Source organism: Nakamurella alba (assembly GCF_009707545.1).
In the GTDB taxonomy this organism is placed as follows: Bacteria; Actinomycetota; Actinomycetes; order Mycobacteriales; family Nakamurellaceae; genus Nakamurella; species Nakamurella alba.
This window is the reverse complement of sequence record NZ_WLYK01000009.1, coordinates 1-16,574: the sequence shown is the minus strand read 5'-3', so window position 1 is coordinate 16,574 and position 16,574 is coordinate 1. Positions and strand designations below refer to the sequence as shown.

Here is a 16,574-nt window from a genome sequence, read left to right as displayed (position 1 = left end):
TCCGGTGCGGGTGACGGGGGAGGCGGCGGCAGCAGCGCTGGCCCAGTTGGCCGAGGCCCGGCGGACGTTGTCCGGCCGGGTGCTCGCCGCCACCCTGTCCTCGGTCCGCGACCTGGACATCGCCGAGGAGTCCACCGCCGACGCCTTCCTGCTGGCCGTGCAGACCTGGCCGGAGCAGGGGGTGCCGCGGTCGGTGGAGGCCTGGCTGATCACCGCGGCGAAGCGCCGGGCCATCGACCGGGTCCGCCGGGCCCAGGTGGCCCGGCGGGCGCTGATCACCATGACCGGCGGCTGGTCCGGCACCACGGCGGGCGCGGACAGCACGGTCGAGGCGGCCGTGGTCGGCGACGACGACCTGCGGATGGTGGTGCTCTGCTGCGACCCGCGCATCCCCGAGGTGGACCAGGTCGCGCTCACCCTCCGGCTGGCCTGCGGGATCAGCACCGCGGCGATCGCCGCCGCGCACCGGGTGTCCACCCCGACCATGGCCGCCCGGCTGACCCGGGCCAAGGCGAAGCTGGCGGCAGCGGGGCCGCAGCTGGACCTGCCCGACGACGCCACGGTGGACCGCCGGCTGCCCGCGGTCGCCCGGGTGGTGCACCTGGCCTTCACCCTCGGCCACACCGCCGCCGACGGGGACGAGCTCACCGACGAGGACCTCGCCGACCGGGCCGACTACCTGGCCCGGGTGCTGCACGCGGCCCGGCCCGCCGACCCGGACCTGACCGCGCTGCACGCACTGGTGCTGCTCACCCGGGCCCGTGCGGCCGGCCGGTTCGACGCCGCCGGGCAGCAGGTGCTGCTGGCCGATGCCGACCGCCGGCTTTGGGACCGCGAGCTGATCCGCCGTGGCCTGGACCTGTTGGTCCCGTTCGCCGCCGGCGGACGTGGTCCGATGGTCGCGCAGGCGCTGGTCGCCGCCGAGCATGCCCGCGCCGCCGATCTGGCCTCCACCGACTGGCCCCGGATCCTCCGGCTCTACGACGAGATCCTCTCCGCCGATCCGGCTCCCGGGTTCGCCGTCGGCCGCTGTGTCGCGCTCTCGCATCTGCGCGGCCCGTACGCCGCCCTCGCCGACCTGGACGAGGTGATGGGGCCGGCCGGGCTGCAGCGCGACCCGTACGCCCACGCCGCCCGTGCCCGCTTCCTCACCGACCTCGGCCGCGACGCCGAGGCCGCGCTCGCCTGGGCCGAGGCCGCCCGGCACGGCCGCACCACCGCCGAGAAGGACTTCTTCGGCTCCCGTGGCGTCGGCGGCGATGTGCGGGCACACTCGGCAGTGCAGGACATACAGCGGAAACATTCCCGAAACACCGACGGAACCTGAACCACCCGAAGGAGCGTGGACCCATGATCACCACCACCGGCGTCGCCGTCCCCGAGGACATGGCCGCGGCCCTGTCCGCCGATCCGGAGGCGCTGACCGCCTTCGAGGCCATGCGGCCCGCGGAACAGCGGGAGTACGTGGACTGGCTGGCCCAGCGCGACAACCGGGACCGGGCGCAGCGGCTGACCGAGCTCGCCGGCCACGTCCGCAACCACCGCTCCCGCCCGGCTCCGGAGGACTGAGTCGCCGCTGGCCGTAGGATCGTGCGGGCACCAGCCCGCCCGCTACCGACAAGGATCTGCCAGTGCTCCGCGACCGTCCCGCCGGCTCCCTCCGCACCACCGACGCCGGAAGCACGGTCCATCTCGCGGGCTGGGTGGCGCGCCGCCGCGACCACGGCGGCGTCATCTTCATCGACCTGCGCGACGCCTCCGGCGTGGTGCAGGCGGTGTTCCGGTCCGGTGACGTGCTGGAGCAGGCGCACCGGCTGCGCAGCGAGTTCTGCGTGGCGGTCACCGGCACCGTCGACATCCGCCCCGAGGGCAACGAGAACGACGAGCTGCCCACCGGCGGTGTCGAGGTCGACGTGACCTCGCTCGAGGTGCTGAGCGAGGCCGCGCCGCTGCCGTTCCCGGTCGAGGGCGATGCGGTGGCCGGCGAGGAGGCCCGCCTCAAGTACCGCTACCTGGACCTGCGCCGGGCGAAGCCGGCGGCAGCGCTGCGGCTGCGCAGCGCGGTCAACCGGGCGGCGCGCTCGGTGCTGGACGGCCACGACTTCGTCGAGATCGAGACGCCGACGCTCACCCGGTCCACCCCCGAGGGCGCCCGTGACTTCCTGGTGCCGGCCCGGCTGCGTCCCGGCTCCTGGTACGCCCTGCCGCAGTCCCCGCAGCTCTTCAAGCAGCTGCTGATGGTCGCCGGGATGGAGCGGTACTACCAGATCGCCCGCTGCTACCGGGACGAGGACTTCCGCGCCGACCGGCAGCCGGAGTTCACCCAGCTCGACATCGAGATGTCCTTCGTCGACCAGGACGACGTGATCGCCCTCGCCGAGCAGGTCGTCGGCGCGCTGTGGAAGCTGATCGGGCACGAGATCAGCACACCGATCCCGCGCATCACCTACACCGATGCGATGAACCGGTACGGCTCCGACAAGCCGGACCTGCGACTGGATCTCGAGCTCACCGAGCTGACCGACTACTTCTCGGCCACCCCGTTCCGGGTGTTCCAGGCGCCGTACGTCGGCGCGGTGGTGCAGCCCGGCGGTGCGTCGACCCCGCGGCGCGGGTTCGACGCCTGGCAGGAGTGGGCCAAACAGCGCGGCTCCCGCGGACTGGCCTACGTGACCATCGCCGAGGACGGCACGCTCGGCGGCCCGGTGGCCAAGAACATCTCCGACACCGAGCGGGAGAACCTGGCCACCGCGGTCGGCGCGCAGCCGGGCGACGCGGTGTTCTTCGCCGCCGGCGCCCGCAAGTCCTCGCAGGAGCTGCTCGGCGCGGCCCGCCTGGAGATCGGCCGCCGTGCCGGGCTGATCGACGAGAGTGCCTGGGCCTTCTGCTGGGTCGTCGACGCCCCGCTGTTCGAGAGCACCGCCGACACCGACGACGTCGCCGTGGGTGGTGAGGGCAGCGCGTGGACCGCGGTGCACCACGCGTTCACCTCGCCGAAGCCGGAGTTCCTCGAGACCTTCGACACCGACCCGGGTTCCGCGCTGGCCTACGCCTACGACATCGTCTGCAACGGCAACGAGATCGGCGGCGGGTCGATCCGTATCCACCGCCAGGACGTGCAGGAGCGGGTCTTCGCGGTCATGGGGCTGTCCGAGGAGCAGGCCCGGGAGAAGTTCGGCTTCCTGCTGGACGCCTTCTCCTTCGGTGCGCCGCCGCACGGCGGGATCGCGTTCGGTTGGGACCGGATCGTCATGCTGCTGGCCGGGGAGTCGTCGATCCGCGAGGTCATCGCCTTCCCGAAGTCGGGTGGCGGCTACGACCCGCTGACCGCCGCGCCGGCCCCGATCACCCCGGCCCAGCGCAAGGAGGCCGGGGTCGACGCGAAGCCGCCGGCCCCGAAACCCGCCGAGTGACAGGGTGTTCCACCTCCGTCTGCTGGTCCCCGCCGAGCTGACCGGGCGGATCCTGGAACTGCTGGTGTCCTATCCCGGGGTCGCCCACGTGACCTCGGTGCCAGGTGGCGCCAAGCTGCCGGCGGGCGACCTGGTGGAGGCCGACGTCGTCCGCGAGGCGACGGACGAGCTGATCGACGAGCTGATCGCGATCGGCCTGTGCGACGACGGTGCGATCACCGGCGAGGACCTGGTGCTGGTCCGCTCGCCGGAGGCCGACCGGGCGGAGGCCGAATCCCCGGGCCAGTCGGCCGACTCGGTGATCTGGCAGCAGGTGGAGGAGCGCAGCGAGGGCGAGGCCGCGCTGTCCGGCACCTATCTGACGTTCCTGACCATCGCCGCGCTGCTCGCCGGGATCGGCATCGTGCTGAACTCGCCGATCACCATCGTCGGCGCGATGGTGGTGGGCCCGGAATTCGGCCCGCTGGCGGCACTCTCGGTCGGCCTCGTACGCCGCCGGTGGTCCCTGGTGCGCGGCGGGGCGCTGGCGATCTACGCCGGGTTCCCGATCGCCATGCTGATCACCGCACTGCTGGCCGCCCTGGCGGTGGCGGCGGGCCTGTTCGGCGACCGCGAGCTGGACCTGTCCCAGCAGACCGAGTTCATCTACGAGGTCGGGCCGTTCTCGCTGATCGTGGCGCTGCTGGCCGGCGCTGCCGGCATGCTGTCGATGACCAGCGGCAAGTCCGCCGCGCTGGTGGGGGTGTTCATCTCGGTGACCACCGTGCCGGCGGCCGGCTACGTCTCGGTCGCCGCTGTGCTGGGCCACTGGCCGCAGGTCGGTGGGGCGGCGCTGCAATTGGCCATCAACCTGTTCGGCATCGTGATCGCGGCGGTGCTGACCCTGGTGATCGTCCGCCGGATCGATGTGTACCGGGCCGGGAGGCGCGGCCGCCGCAGGGCATGATGGTGATCATGAGCGACTTCAACGCCGACGTGATCCGCCAGTTCCGCGAGAACAACGGGGCGGTGGGTGGTCCGTTCGAGGGGGCCCGGATGATCCTGGTGCACTCGATCGGTGCCCGCTCCGGCGCTGAGACCGTCTCGCCGCTGATGTGGTTCCCCGACGGCGACCGCATCCTGATCGTCGCATCGGCGGCCGGCGCCCCGAAGAACCCGGCCTGGTACCACAACGTGCTGGCCCACCCGGAGGTCGAGGTGGAGGTCGGCGGGAACGGTGACGTGCAGCGTTACCGGGCTGTGGCGGAGGAACTCCCGCGCGCCGAGCGTGACGCGAAGTGGGTCGAGATCACCGCCGCGGCCCCCGGTTTCGCCGGCTACCAGGAGAAGACCAGCCGGATCATCCCGGTCATCGCCCTCACCCGGGCCTGAGCGCGGCCCGTTCAGCCGGGCAGGGCGTTGCAGGCACCGCACCCGGGGCAGACGAAGTAGATCCCCGGGACGTGGTGCACCGACCGCTGCCCGCGCAGCAGGATCCGCCCGCACTCCCCGCAGGAGGAGTGCAGCGGTCCCGGCCCGCTCAGGTACACGTGGTCGGCGGTCGCATGCCGGGGCGGGGTGAAGATCCGCACGGTCGGGTCGGTCGCCGCCGGCGGCTGGACGACCAGCAGGGGCACTTGTGTGAGCATCGACGGGACCTTCCTGTGTGGGCGGGCGGTGAGCCGGAGCTGTGCGCCGTTCGGGTGTCTCCGGTCATTTCTCCCGAGATCCATGGACCGAAACTTCCCGATCAGGGTGAATCCGCCGACGCTGCGATCACGCTGCGACGGCCATGATGATCATGTGCGGTGACGCATACTTCGAACGGGCCTGTCCCCGCCGTCGGTATGACGAGCCGCGCCCGTCGCCCGGCCATGGCATGTCTGCGCGTGGCCCGTCGTGCTGCGGAGCGGTGCCGCGACTGACAGAGTTCTCGGATGAGTGATTCCTACGCGGCCCGAGTGCCGCGCCCCGAGGCCGCCGCCACCGCCGCGCCGTGGGGCTGGGGCTACCTGCTCGGCACCCTGACCACCTCGGTCTCCGTCGGCTCGATGGCCGACGCGGTCACCGTCGCGCAGACCGCGGTCCGCACCGCCGGACCGGCCGCGGACGGTCACCTGCGGGTCGACCTGCGCCCCGACCGCTGCGAGCTGACCCTGCAGACCGCGTCGGACCCGCCGCTGACCGGCCGCGACCTGGCGCTGGCCAGCGGGATCACCGAGGCGCTGGCCCGGGCCGGGTTCCGGACGGCGACCGCCGGTGGCGCCCGGGCGGTGCAGCAGCTGGAGATCGCGATCGATGCGCTGGACATCCCGGCGGTGCTGCCGTTCTGGCAGGCGGTGCTCGGCTACGTCCCGGATCCGGAGGGCCCCGACGTGGCGATCGTCGACCCGACCCGCACCGGGCCGGCGGTGTGGTTCCAGCAGATGGACGAGTCGCGGCGGCAGCGCAACCGGATCCACCTCGACATCACCGTCACCGAGGACGAGGCGCAGCCACGGCTGGCCGCCGCGCTGGCCGCCGGCGGCACCCTGGTGTCCGACGCGGCGGCCCGTGCCTTCTGGATCCTGGCCGATGCCGAGGGCAACGAGGTGTGCATCTGCACCTGGCAGGACCGCGACTGATGGCCAGGTACGAGCGCAACGACGCCGCGGTCGACCACGTGCGGTCGTTGATCGAGAGCAAGCAGTACGTGCTGGACAGCGACTGGGGTGAGGTGCAGCCCGACGCGGCGGCGCAGAACGCCTATCTCGAGCGGCACGACTGGGACGCCTACGCCTCGTGGCACCTCGGGCTGACGGTCGGTGCGACCGACGGCACGAAGGCCCGCTACGCCTTCGTGGTGGGCGATTTCCGTCGGGTGCACCGGTCCGGCCTGATCGCCTGCGTGTACCGGGCGGCCGAATGGCGGCACAAGGCCGTCGAGCTGGCCGCGCACGACCTGCTGCAGCGCCTGGACAAGGCCGCGGGCATCTCCTGACGCGGCTTCTGACAGGTACCGCCTGACGCACGCCGGAAACACGCCTTCCCTAGAGTGCACGGGTGACTTCGGTCCCGCCGGGGCCGGCCGGAGGCGAGGAGTGTCGTGGGTATCAAGGTGGCGCTGGAGCATCACACCTCCTACCGGTTCGACCGCCTGGTCGGCGTCCACCCGCACGTGGTCCGGCTGCGGCCGGCGCCGCACTCCCGCACCCCGATCGAGTCCTACTCGCTGACCGTCTCCCCGGCCGAGCACTTCGTGAACTGGCAGCAGGACGCCTTCGGCAACTACCTGGCCCGGCTGGTGTTCCCGGAGCGCACCCGTGAGCTGACCATCACCGTCGGCCTGGTCGCCGACCTCGAGGTGATCAACCCGTTCGACTTCTTCATCGAGGAGTACGCCGAGGAGTTCGGGTTCTCCTACCCGGCCGACCTGCTGTCCGACCTGGAGCCCTACCTGCGGCCGGTCGACGAGTCGGGGCCGGGCAGCGGTCCCGGCCCGGTGGTGACCGCGTGGATGGAGAAGATCGGCGCCGGCAAGGGCACCCCGATCGTCGACTTCCTGGTCGCGGTGAACTCCGCTGTGCAGGGCGATGTCGGCTACTCGGTCCGGATGGAACCGGGCGTGCAGACCCCGGACCACACGCTGACCACCGCCATCGGGTCCTGCCGGGACTCGGCCTGGCTGCTGGTGTCGGTGCTCCGGCAGCTCGGCCTGGCCGCCCGGTTCGTCTCCGGCTACCTGGTGCAGCTCACCTCGGACCAGCAGTCGCTGGACGGGCCGTCCGGCCCGACCGCCGACTTCACCGACCTGCACGCCTGGACCGAGGTGTACATCCCCGGTGCCGGCTGGATCGGGATGGACCCGACGTCGGGCCTGTTCGCCGGCGAGGGGCACATCCCGCTGGCAGCCACCCCGCACCCGTCGTCGGCCGCACCGATCACCGGGTCGACCGAGGTGTGCGAGGTCACCTTCGACTACTCCAACGTGGTCACCCGGGTGCACGAGGACCCGCGGGTCACGTTGCCCTACACGGAGTCCCAGTGGGCGGCCATCCAGGCACTCGGGGAGTCGGTGGACGCCGGGCTGCACGAGAAGGACGTCCGGCTGACCATGGGCGGCGAGCCCACCTTCGTCTCCATCGACGACTTCGAGGCGGCGGAGTGGACGGTGGCCGCGGACGGCCCGCAGAAACGGGAACGCGCCGGCGTGCTGGCCGAGCGGTTGCGGGAGATCTACGCGCAGGGTGGTCTGGTGCACCGCGGCCAGGGCAAGTGGTACCCGGGAGAACCGTTGCCGCGCTGGCAGATCGGGATGCACTGGCGGCACGACGGGGTGCCGCTGTGGTCGGCGGCCGAGCTGCTCGCCGACCCGGCGACGACCCCGACTGCGCCGGCCTCCGCGGCGCGCGCGTTCGCCGAGGCGTTCGCGGCCGGGTTCGGTCTGCCGGAATCGCAGGTGCGCCCGGCGTTCGAGGACGGGCTGGCCAGGCTGGCGCACCAGGTCCGGCTGCCGGCCGGCGACCCGGTCACCGAGGACCTCGATCCCTCCGGCGACACCCCGGACGCCCGAGCGGATCTCGTCCGACAGCTGGACGCCGGGACGGCGGATCCCACCGCCTTCGTGGTACCGATCGCCCGGCTGGCCGCCGGTGAGCCGGCGGCCGAGCAGTGGCTGAGCCCGGACTGGCAGCTGCGCCGGGGCCGCATCGTGCTGCTGGCCGGTGACTCCCCGGCCGGGCTGCGGCTGCCGCTGGACGCGATCTCCTGGGTGCCGCCGGAGCCGGAGGCCGAGCCGGACCCGCTGCTGTTCCGTGGTGCGCTGCCGGAGCCGGCCGAGGCCCTGGTCGCCACCGTCGTGCCCGCAGAGGGGATGCCGACCACCGCCCTGGTGGCCGAGGTGCGGGACGGCGTGCTGTACGTCTTCCTGCCGCCCGTGCAGGAGCTGGACGCGTTCACCGAGCTCATCGGCGTGGTCGAGAAGGCAGCGGTGGCCACCGGTGTCGCGCTGGTGCTGGAGGGCTACCCGCCGCCGGGCGACCCGCGGCTGGGCACCCTGACCGTGACCCCGGACCCGGGGGTGATCGAGGTCAACGTGCAGCCCACCGGCACCTGGGCGGAGCAGGTCGCGCTCACCGGGACGCTGTACGAGCAGGCCCGGCTGTCCCGGCTGGGGACGGAGACGTTCGCGATCGACGGGTCGCACGCGGGCACCGGCGGCGGCAACCACATCACCCTGGGCGGCACCACTCCCGCGGATTCGCCGCTGCTGCGGCGGCCCGACCTGCTGGTGTCGATGCTGACCTACTGGCAGCGTCACCCGGCGCTGTCGTACCTGTTCTCCGGTCGTTTCATCGGCCCCACTTCGCAGGCCCCGCGGGTCGACGAGGGCCGCCCGGACATGTTGTACGAGTTGGAGATCGCCTTCGCGGAGATCGGCCGGTTGACCGCCGACGACGGCGGCGCGGCGCCGTGGATCGTCGACCGGGCGCTGCGGCACATCCTCACCGACCTGACCGGCAACACCCACCGGGCCGAGTTCTGCATCGACAAGCTCTACAGCCCCGATTCGGCCCGCGGCCGGCTGGGGCTGCTGGAACTGCGCGGGTTCGAGATGCCGCCGCACCCGCAGATGGCGCTGGTGCAGGCGCTGCTGGTGCGGTCGCTGGTGGCCCGGTTCTGGGACGAGCCGCTGGTCGCCCCGCTGGTGCGGCACGGTGAGAACCTGCACGGCCGGTACCTGCTGCCGTACTTCGTGATCGCCGACATCTCCGCGGTGGCAGCGGATCTCCGTGCCCACGGCATCGACTTCTCCACCAGCTGGCTGGACCCGTTCACCGAGTTCCGGTTCCCGCGGATCGGTACCACCACGGCCGGCGGGGTGCAGCTGGAGCTGCGTGGGGCGATCGAGCCGTGGCACGTGCTGGGGGAGGAGGCGACCGGTGGCGGCACCGCGCGGTACGTCGACTCCTCCGTCGAGCGGATGCAGGTGCTGACCGAGGGTCTGGAACCAGGCCGGCACATCGTCACCTGCAACGGCGTGCCGGTCCCGTTGCTGGCCACCGACACGCCCGGCCGCCGGGTGGCCGGTGTGCGGTACCGGGCCTGGCAGCCGCCGAGTGCGCTGCACCCGACGATCCAGGTGCAGTCCCCGCTGCGGTTCGACGTGGTGGACGTGGAGAGCGCCGTGTCGCTGGGCGGCGCCACCTACCACGTGGTGCACCCGGGAGGCCGGGCCTACGACACCCCGCCGATGAACGCCTTGGAGGCCGAGGCGCGCCGCAGCCGGCGGTTCGAGGGGGCCGGCCACACCACCGGGAAGATCGACATCGGAGCGCTGCGCGAGGCGGCGGCCCGGCTCGCCGTCGACGCCACCCCGAGCGGTCTGCTGGATCTGCGACGGGCCGACGCGGTCCTGCGGTGAGCGACCGGGGCAGTGGGACACGAACGGCGGCCGAATGGGTCACAATCAGAGCCGTGGTGACGACCCGACAAGCGCTCCGGACCGGCCGGTGACCGGTACCGTCACGCTGCCGCCGTCACTGGTGGAGTCCTATCGCGCTCGGTCGGGCCTGTTCCCCGCGCTCCCGGGGCTGCTGCCGGGGCTGCCCGGCGGCTGGGACGAGCTGACCGGTGGGTCGGATGAACTGCAGCCCGGGTGGGCGGACGTGGCCGCGGTGCTCGACGGCATCGGCCGGCACGGTCTGCCCGCGCTGTCCGCGTCGGTGGACCGGCTGCTCGAGGACGAGGGCGTCAGCTACATCCCGGTCGGCACCCGGGCGGACGGCCCGCCCGGCATCGTCCGGCGCTGGCCGGTCGACCCGGTGCCGCTGATCGTCGACGGCGACGACTGGGGGCGGCTGGAGTCGGCCCTGGTGCAGCGGTCGACCCTGCTCGACGCGGTGCTGACCGACATCTACGGCCGGCGGTCGCTGATCCGCCGCGGCCTGCTGCCGCCGGAGCTGGTGTTCCGGCACGACCACTACCTGCGGGCCGCGCACGGCATCCGGATCCCCGGCCGGCACCAGCTCTTCTTCCATGCCGTCGACCTCTGCCGCGGTCCCGGTGGGGACTTCCTGGTGCTCGGTGACCGGGCGCAGGCGCCGTCCGGGTCCGGCTACGCCATGGCCGGCCGCCGGGTGATCTCCCGGGTGCTGCCGCAGCTGTACCGGCGCAGCGCGCCGCGCAGCCTGGGCACCTACTTCCATGCCATGCGCGGGGCGCTGCAGGCGGTCGCGCCGGCCGGGGCCGAGGACGCCCGGGTGGTGGTGCTGAGTCCCGGCACGCATTCCGAGACCGCTTTCGACCAGGCATTTCTCGCGTCGCTGCTGGGCGTGCCGCTGGTGGAGAGCGCGGACCTGACGGTGCGCGGCGGCCGCGTCTGGATGCGCGCCATGGGCCGGTACGAGCCGGTCGACGTGGTGCTGCGCCGGGTGGACGCCGACTACTCGGACCCGCTGGACCTGCGCCCCGACTCCGCGCTGGGAGTGGTGGGCCTGGTCGAGGCCTGCCGGCGCGGCACGGTCACCGTGGTCAACACCCTGGGCAGCGGCGCGGTGGAGAACCCCGGCCTGCTGCCGTACCTGCCGGCGCTGGCCCGCGACCTGCTCGGCGAGGACCTCGCGATGCCGTCGATCCCGACCTGGTGGTGCGGCGATCCGGACGCCCGCGGCTACGTGCTGTCGCATCTCGATGATCTGATCATCAAGCCGACCGGCGTCGGCATGCCGCTGGTGCCGCAACGCATGTCGGCCGCCGAGAAGGACGAGCTACGGCTGCGGATCCTCGCGGACCCGGCGCGCTGGGTCGGCCAGGAGCACGCGCCGTTCTCCGAGGCGCCGACGGTGCAGGGCGCCGAACTGGCGGCCCGTCGGGTCGGCATGCGCACCTTCCTGGTGGCGCACCAGTCCGGGTACGTGGTGATGCCGGGTGCGCTGGGCCGGGTGATCAAGGACGACGTGCTGCCGCACACCATCCTGGCCGGCGGTGCGGTGGCCGCGAAGGACGTGTGGGTGCGGTCCTCCGGTGTGGACTCGCGTGCGTCCGCGGCCTACCGGCGTACCGAGGACTCCGAGGACCTGGTGCCGCCGGTGGAGATGGCGGCCGCCGTGTCGCCGCGTGTGCTGGAGGACCTGTTCTGGCTCGGCCGGTACGCCGAGCGCACCGAGGACCTGACCCGGTTGCTCAGCAGTGCAAGAGATGTCGCGGACACCTACCGGTACCGGGCGGGCGACGCCGGGGCAGGTGCGGTGCAGGTGCTGCTGGACGCGGTGACCCGGGTGTCGGCCTCCGGGCTCGGCTTCCCGCCGGGGGTCGACCTGATGGATCAGATGCGCCGGCTGGTGCTGGATTCCGGTGTGCCGGGCACGGTCTCGCACGCGCTGTCCGGCCTGCACGAGACCGCTCGTTCGGTGCGGGACCAGCTGTCGGGCGACACCTGGATGGTGCTCGCCGGGGTCGACCGGTCGGTGGCGGACCTGGCGGCGGCCGGCCAGGACACCGGCGCCCAGCTGCAGGCCACGCACGCCGCGGTGATCTCCGGGATGCTGGCCCTGTCCGGGCTCGCCTCGGAGAACATGGTCCGGGATCCGGGCTGGTACCTGATGGACATCGGGCGGAGGGTCGAACGGGCGCAACAGCTCTCGGCGCTGCTGCAGGCCACGCTGACGGTCGGGCACGCGGCCGAGGTGGAGGCGACGGTGATCGACGCGGTGCTGGTGGTCACCGAGTCCGGCGTCACCTACCGGCGCCGGTACCGCGGTCACCTGCAGGTCGGCACCGTGCTGGAGCTGCTGCTGCTGGACCAGGGCAACCCGCGCGCGCTGGCCTACCAGATCAGCACCATCGGCGACGCGCTGCGCCGGCTCCCGGACGCCTCCGGCACCAGTCGGCCGGAGCGGATCGTCGAGGACATCTCCAGCCGGCTGCGCCGGGCCGGGCCGGGCGTGATGGACGACGTCGACGCCACCGGACGCCGGTCCGAACTCGCCGATTTCCTCGCCGGGATCCACGAGTCCTTGCGCTCGTTGGCGGATGCCGTTGCCGCGCAGCACTTCTTCCGCTCCCGGGCGATGCTGCCGCTCGGTCCGCTGGGACCTGGCGGATCGGGTGCTGCGGGATCGGGGGCGATGTCATGACGACCGCCGATCGGCCGGTGCGCTGGTACCGGATCGAGCACCGCACCCGGTACCGCTACTCCGATGCCGTCAACGCCTCGTACGGGCGCGGGTACATGCGTCCACGGGCGCTGGACTCGCAGGAGTGCCGGGAGTACACGCTGACCGTCGCGCCGGCGCCGACGGATGCGGCGGAAGGTGTGGACGTGTACGGCAACTCGGACAGCTACTTCCACGTCACCGAGGCCCACGACGAGCTGCTGGTGGTCGGGGTGTCGGTGGTGCGGGTGCAGCGTCCGGAGATCGACCTGCTGGACGCCGCGCTGCCGTGGGAGCTGGCCCGGCCGGAGGCGTGCGAGGCGCCGGACGCAGTCGACTTCGTGCTGTCCTCGCCGAAGGTGCTGCTCACCGACGAGGTGCGGGCGTACGCAGCGGAGTCCTTCACCGAGGGTCGTCCACTCGCGGAGGCGGTGCGGGACCTGACCAGCCGCATCCACTCCGACTTCACCTACGAGCAGGGCAGCACCGACGTCGGGACGTCCATCCCCGAGGTGATGGCCGAGAGATCCGGCGTATGCCAGGATTTCGCCCATCTCGCGGTGGCCTGCCTGCGGTCGATGGGGCTGCCGGGGCGGTACGTGTCGGGATACCTGGCGACCGATCCGCCGCCCGGCCGGGAACGGATGGTCGGTGTCGACGCCTCGCACGCCTGGGCGGCCGTACGGCTGCCGGCGGGGCAGTGGCTGGCCTTCGATCCGACCAACGACCAGTTCGTCGACGAGCGCTACACGACGGTGGCCTGGGGTCGCGACTACGCCGACGTGCCGCCGCTGCGCGGGGTCATCTACTCCGACGCCGAGTCCAGCACCATGGACGTCTCCGTCGACGTGGCCCCGATCCCGCCGCCGCTGTCCTTGTGAACTGTTGTGAGCTGGGGCGAGATCTCGGGCTGGGTTGCTGACTGGTCACCCGGGTACTCGGCGGTGTCACGTCACCGCGCCGCTCTCGGCGGACTGGTCGGCCGCCGGATCACGGCGGTGTGGGTCGTGTGGATCCTGGAGGAGGACGAATGGTTCACCGACCTCCCGGTGGTGCTGGTGTTCGACGACGGGCGGCAGCTGGAACTCTGCTGGCAGCGGGTCGACGATCTCTCGATCAGTTGGGAAACCATCGATCTCGCGGTGCCGCCGGTTGCCTGGGTGACCTGGGCGCTGCAGTGGCGCGCTGCTGCCGATCCTGCCGTCAACGGCATGATCGGCCGGGTCGTCACCGAGGTCGTGCCGACCGGTGGCCGCCACGAGATGGCCGGCCTGTGGTTCGGCGCCGCTGACACCGGCCTGTACGTGTACGCGGCAGGGGACGAGAACGGATTCGCGGCAGACCGTCGGGGTGACCGACGGCGCGCTGACCTCTGAACCGGCCGACACCGCTGACGTGCTCGGAACCCTGGTTGCGGGCGCCCTCCACGGCAGAGCGTCGGGATGAGCGACGGCGCGCTGACCTCTGGAACCGTTGGATGCCGGTCGTGAGGGCGTTCGCGCGGCGGTGCGCCCGGTTGGTGTTGCTGGCGTTCGCGGCAGACTGTCGGGGTGACCCACGGCGTGCTGACCACTGAACCGTTGGACGCCGACGACCTGCGGGCGGTGACGGCCTTCGCGGTCCACTGCGCCACGCCGGTGCTGCCCGTCTTTGCGGCCGCGCGGCCGGACGACCCCCGTCCCGCTCTTGCGGTGGCGGTGGCGGCGGACTTCGCCAACGGTGGTCGTCGCGGAAAGGCGCTGCGGGACGCGGCCTTCGGTGCCCTCGCGGCATCCCGGGAGGTCCGTTCGGCTGCTGGTTCCGACGCCGCGCTGTCCGCGATGCACGCCGCCGGGTCCGCCTACCTGCACCCGCTCGCCAAGGCGACCCAGGTCAAGCACATCCTCGGATCCGCCGCCCACGCCGCTGTGGCCCTCGGCCTCGCTCCCGACAGTGCGCCCGGTGCGGTCCATCTCGACGCTGTGGTCGGCCTTTCCTCCGATCGGATGGTCGACGTCCTCCGTCGCTATCCCGATGCCCCGCCCGGAGGAGGGATGGTGGGGGAGTGGATCCGGCTGCTCGACCGAGCGCTGCGGACCTCTCGCTGACCTCTGCGCAGAGGCGGCTCTCTACACAGCTGACTCCCGTTGTCGGGACCGGCTGGTGCAACTGCGCCGGTACCCGGCCGTCGGCGTCGCGCTCTCGCGGTCGCCCGGTTTCCCTCAGCGGCGGTCCGCGCGGGTGCGGTCCGCGGCGTCCAGACGCCGTCTCTGCCGGACGCGTCCGGCAGGAGCCGCCTCTCGTGTGCCGGCGCCTGTCGAGGCTTCCCCGACGTTGTGCCGGCGTGGTCCGCGGCGTCCGCGTCGGAACGGTCGGCTCCGGACGCGTGGTGTTGGAGCCGCCTCTCGTGTGCCGGCGCCTGTCGAGGCTTTCCCGGACCTTGTGCCGGCGTGGTCCGCGGCGTCCGCGTAGGAACGGTCGGCTCCGGACGCGTTGTGTCGGAACCCCTTCGATCCCTGGCGGTCGTCGACGGTCACTCGGGCTCTTGCGTACTTCCGCACCACCACGGTCCCGCGGTGCCCGCACCGCACGCGACCAGCGGGCCGGCCTCGCCTGCTCGGACGACTTCTCGGACACTTGCACAGGCAGGAGCTGCTCCGGTCGGCCGGGTGTGCGCCGTCGGGGCGACCGGTGCCGCCACGTCGGCGAGTGGGCGGCGCGATTCAATTTCCTGAGCGTCGCCCAGGATTCCTTCGGTCGTGAGGTTGAGTGACGGCGGTCCCGCGTGTGTACCGGACGCACCGGCGGGAGTGCTGTCGTCCTGCCCGTGCAGATCGACCCCAGAACTCTCACCGCAAAGTGCAGGGTGACTGTTGTTGCAGCGAGCCCGTTGTCGGTGTCCTGCGATAGGGATGCGGCACGAATCGCGACCACCGAGGGTGCGGGGAGGCGGGAGTGGTGGAGCAGGCAGGCGAGATCAGCGCCGCGGAGCCGCCAGAGGTCGGCCACGAAAGCCCCTGGGGTTTCTCGTGACCCGCTGATCCGTTGTCGGAAGCCGGGCCTGACCGGGTGCTGTGTGAGACGCGGCCGGACCGATTTCCCTGCAGATGATCTCGAACTGCGGGGCTGTCGGTGGTGCGTGATAGGACTGGATCGGTTCCACAGCAGCAGTTGTCGCAGGGGTTCGCCCAGTGTGCTGGCTGTCATGGTGAGAGATGTGCTGCAGCAAGGGTTCCGATCGAACTCCAAACGGGTGAATCTTCGCTCGGGCTCGATCTGCTGTTCGAATTGTAGGTTGTGATCAGGTACTGTAGTGGGAGAAGGCGCGGGGGCGCCGCTGACGTCGCCGAGGGGAGGTCGCTGTGATCGTTGCCGGTGAGCACGGCCCGGGTTGGGTGGTCGCGGTCGATCTGCTCGAGGGGCTGCAGGTGGGCGAGCTGGGTGGCCGCGAGTTGGTGGCCCGGATCGCTGCCGGGCAGGCGTTGGTCGCGCGGGTGCAGGCGCAGCAGCTGGAACTGATGGCCGCCCTGTCGGTGCCCGGTGTGGCCGGTCCCGCGGCGAAGCTGGCCAAGTACTCCAAGGGAGAGCTCCGCTCCCGCCGGCGCCGCGGCCGTGAGGACGCCCCGCCCGGGCCTGATCCGGCCGCGGGCCGCCCCGACCCGACACTGCCCGAGGAAGACGATCCCGCCACCACCGCCGCCCGCGGCAGCGTCGGTGGCGAGGTGGAGCTGTGGCCCGGCAGCCCCGGTGCCGGTGACGGTGACGGTGTCGAGAACCTCTCCACCGCAACAGTGGTCGACGAGCGTGCCGCCACCGACCCCCGCGCCACCGACGATGCCGCCACCACCGATGCTGAGGCCGGGGACAGTGGCGGCGCTGCCGGCGCTCCTGTCGCCATGACTGCTGACGTCCCCGGCTCGGCCGATTCCGATTCCGACTCCGGGGCCGAGGCCGACTCCGGGGCCGGGGCTGCTGTTGACGTCGACGTTGACGTTGACGTCGAGAGGGACAGCGACGCCGACCGTGAAAGTCCCGGCCCCATGGAGAACGTCGATGTCGATGTCGATGG

Annotated in this window: 13 protein-coding genes and 1 pseudogene; 13 read left to right on the top strand and 1 reads right to left on the bottom strand. The window is 72.3% G+C overall.

Going from position 1 to position 16,574, the window contains the following annotated elements; translation table 11 throughout:
• The first annotated feature begins 4 nt into the window (after positions 1-4).
• The 5 genes from GIS00_RS20165 to GIS00_RS20145 all read left to right on the top strand — a co-directional run bounded on the left by GIS00_RS20165 (position 5) and on the right by GIS00_RS20145 (position 4,784).
• Positions 5-1,327 (top strand): RNA polymerase sigma factor, encoded by a 1,323-nt coding sequence (locus GIS00_RS20165; protein WP_154770277.1) that lies wholly within the window; start codon positions 5-7, stop codon positions 1,325-1,327.
• A 23-nt stretch (positions 1,328-1,350) separates the two neighbouring features.
• The gene (locus GIS00_RS20160) at positions 1,351-1,569 is read left to right on the top strand and encodes a YdeI/OmpD-associated family protein (RefSeq protein WP_154770276.1); all 219 of its coding nucleotides are present in this window, start codon (positions 1,351-1,353) and stop codon (positions 1,567-1,569) included.
• Positions 1,570-1,631: 62 nt separating this feature from the next.
• Entirely contained in the window at positions 1,632-3,413 is a 1,782-nt protein-coding gene (gene aspS, locus GIS00_RS20155; protein WP_322098201.1) for an aspartate--tRNA ligase, read from the top strand.
• A gap of 4 nt (positions 3,414-3,417) precedes the next feature.
• Positions 3,418-4,359 carry a DUF389 domain-containing protein gene (locus GIS00_RS29095; RefSeq protein ID WP_322098200.1) on the top strand — a complete coding sequence of 314 codons (942 nt, stop codon included), beginning with the start codon at positions 3,418-3,420 and terminating at the stop codon, positions 4,357-4,359.
• An 8-nt stretch (positions 4,360-4,367) separates the two neighbouring features.
• Positions 4,368-4,784 carry a nitroreductase family deazaflavin-dependent oxidoreductase gene (locus GIS00_RS20145; RefSeq protein ID WP_154770274.1) on the top strand — a complete coding sequence of 139 codons (417 nt, stop codon included), beginning with the start codon at positions 4,368-4,370 and terminating at the stop codon, positions 4,782-4,784.
• Between the two features lie 11 nt (positions 4,785-4,795).
• Here GIS00_RS20145 and GIS00_RS20140 read toward each other — a convergent pair whose 3' ends face one another.
• Entirely contained in the window at positions 4,796-5,041 is a 246-nt protein-coding gene (locus tag GIS00_RS20140) for a hypothetical protein (protein ID WP_154770273.1), read from the bottom strand.
• A 288-nt stretch (positions 5,042-5,329) separates the two neighbouring features.
• On the opposite strand from GIS00_RS20140, the gene GIS00_RS20135 reads away from it, so the two are divergent.
• From GIS00_RS20135 to GIS00_RS20100, 8 genes and pseudogenes are all read left to right on the top strand, one after another.
• On the top strand, positions 5,330-6,016 hold the full coding sequence (locus GIS00_RS20135) for a VOC family protein (protein ID WP_154770272.1): 687 nt from the start codon (positions 5,330-5,332) through the stop codon (positions 6,014-6,016).
• A complete protein-coding gene (locus GIS00_RS20130; RefSeq protein ID WP_154770271.1) occupies positions 6,016-6,372 on the top strand; it encodes a hypothetical protein in 357 nt (118 codons plus the stop codon). The genes GIS00_RS20135 and GIS00_RS20130 overlap by 1 nt, the downstream gene beginning before the upstream one ends.
• 105 nt (positions 6,373-6,477) lie before the next feature.
• Entirely contained in the window at positions 6,478-9,795 is a 3,318-nt protein-coding gene (locus GIS00_RS20125) for a transglutaminase family protein (protein WP_322098199.1), read from the top strand.
• 88 nt (positions 9,796-9,883) lie between these two features.
• The gene (locus GIS00_RS20120; protein ID WP_154770270.1) at positions 9,884-12,508 is read left to right on the top strand and encodes a circularly permuted type 2 ATP-grasp protein; all 2,625 of its coding nucleotides are present in this window, start codon (positions 9,884-9,886) and stop codon (positions 12,506-12,508) included.
• Complete coding sequence (locus GIS00_RS20115; RefSeq protein WP_154770269.1) at positions 12,505-13,407, top strand: transglutaminase family protein; 903 nt, start codon at positions 12,505-12,507, stop codon at positions 13,405-13,407. The genes GIS00_RS20120 and GIS00_RS20115 overlap by 4 nt, the downstream gene beginning before the upstream one ends.
• 63 nt (positions 13,408-13,470) lie before the next feature.
• Complete coding sequence (locus GIS00_RS20110) at positions 13,471-13,902, top strand: hypothetical protein (protein ID WP_154770268.1); 432 nt, start codon at positions 13,471-13,473, stop codon at positions 13,900-13,902.
• A 174-nt stretch (positions 13,903-14,076) separates the two neighbouring features.
• Positions 14,077-14,613, top strand: coding sequence for a putative immunity protein (locus GIS00_RS20105; RefSeq protein WP_230313909.1), 537 nt, complete (start codon positions 14,077-14,079; stop codon positions 14,611-14,613).
• Positions 14,614-15,867: 1,254 nt separating this feature from the next.
• Positions 15,868-16,574: pseudogene (locus GIS00_RS20100) on the top strand (hypothetical protein); the annotation flags it as partial.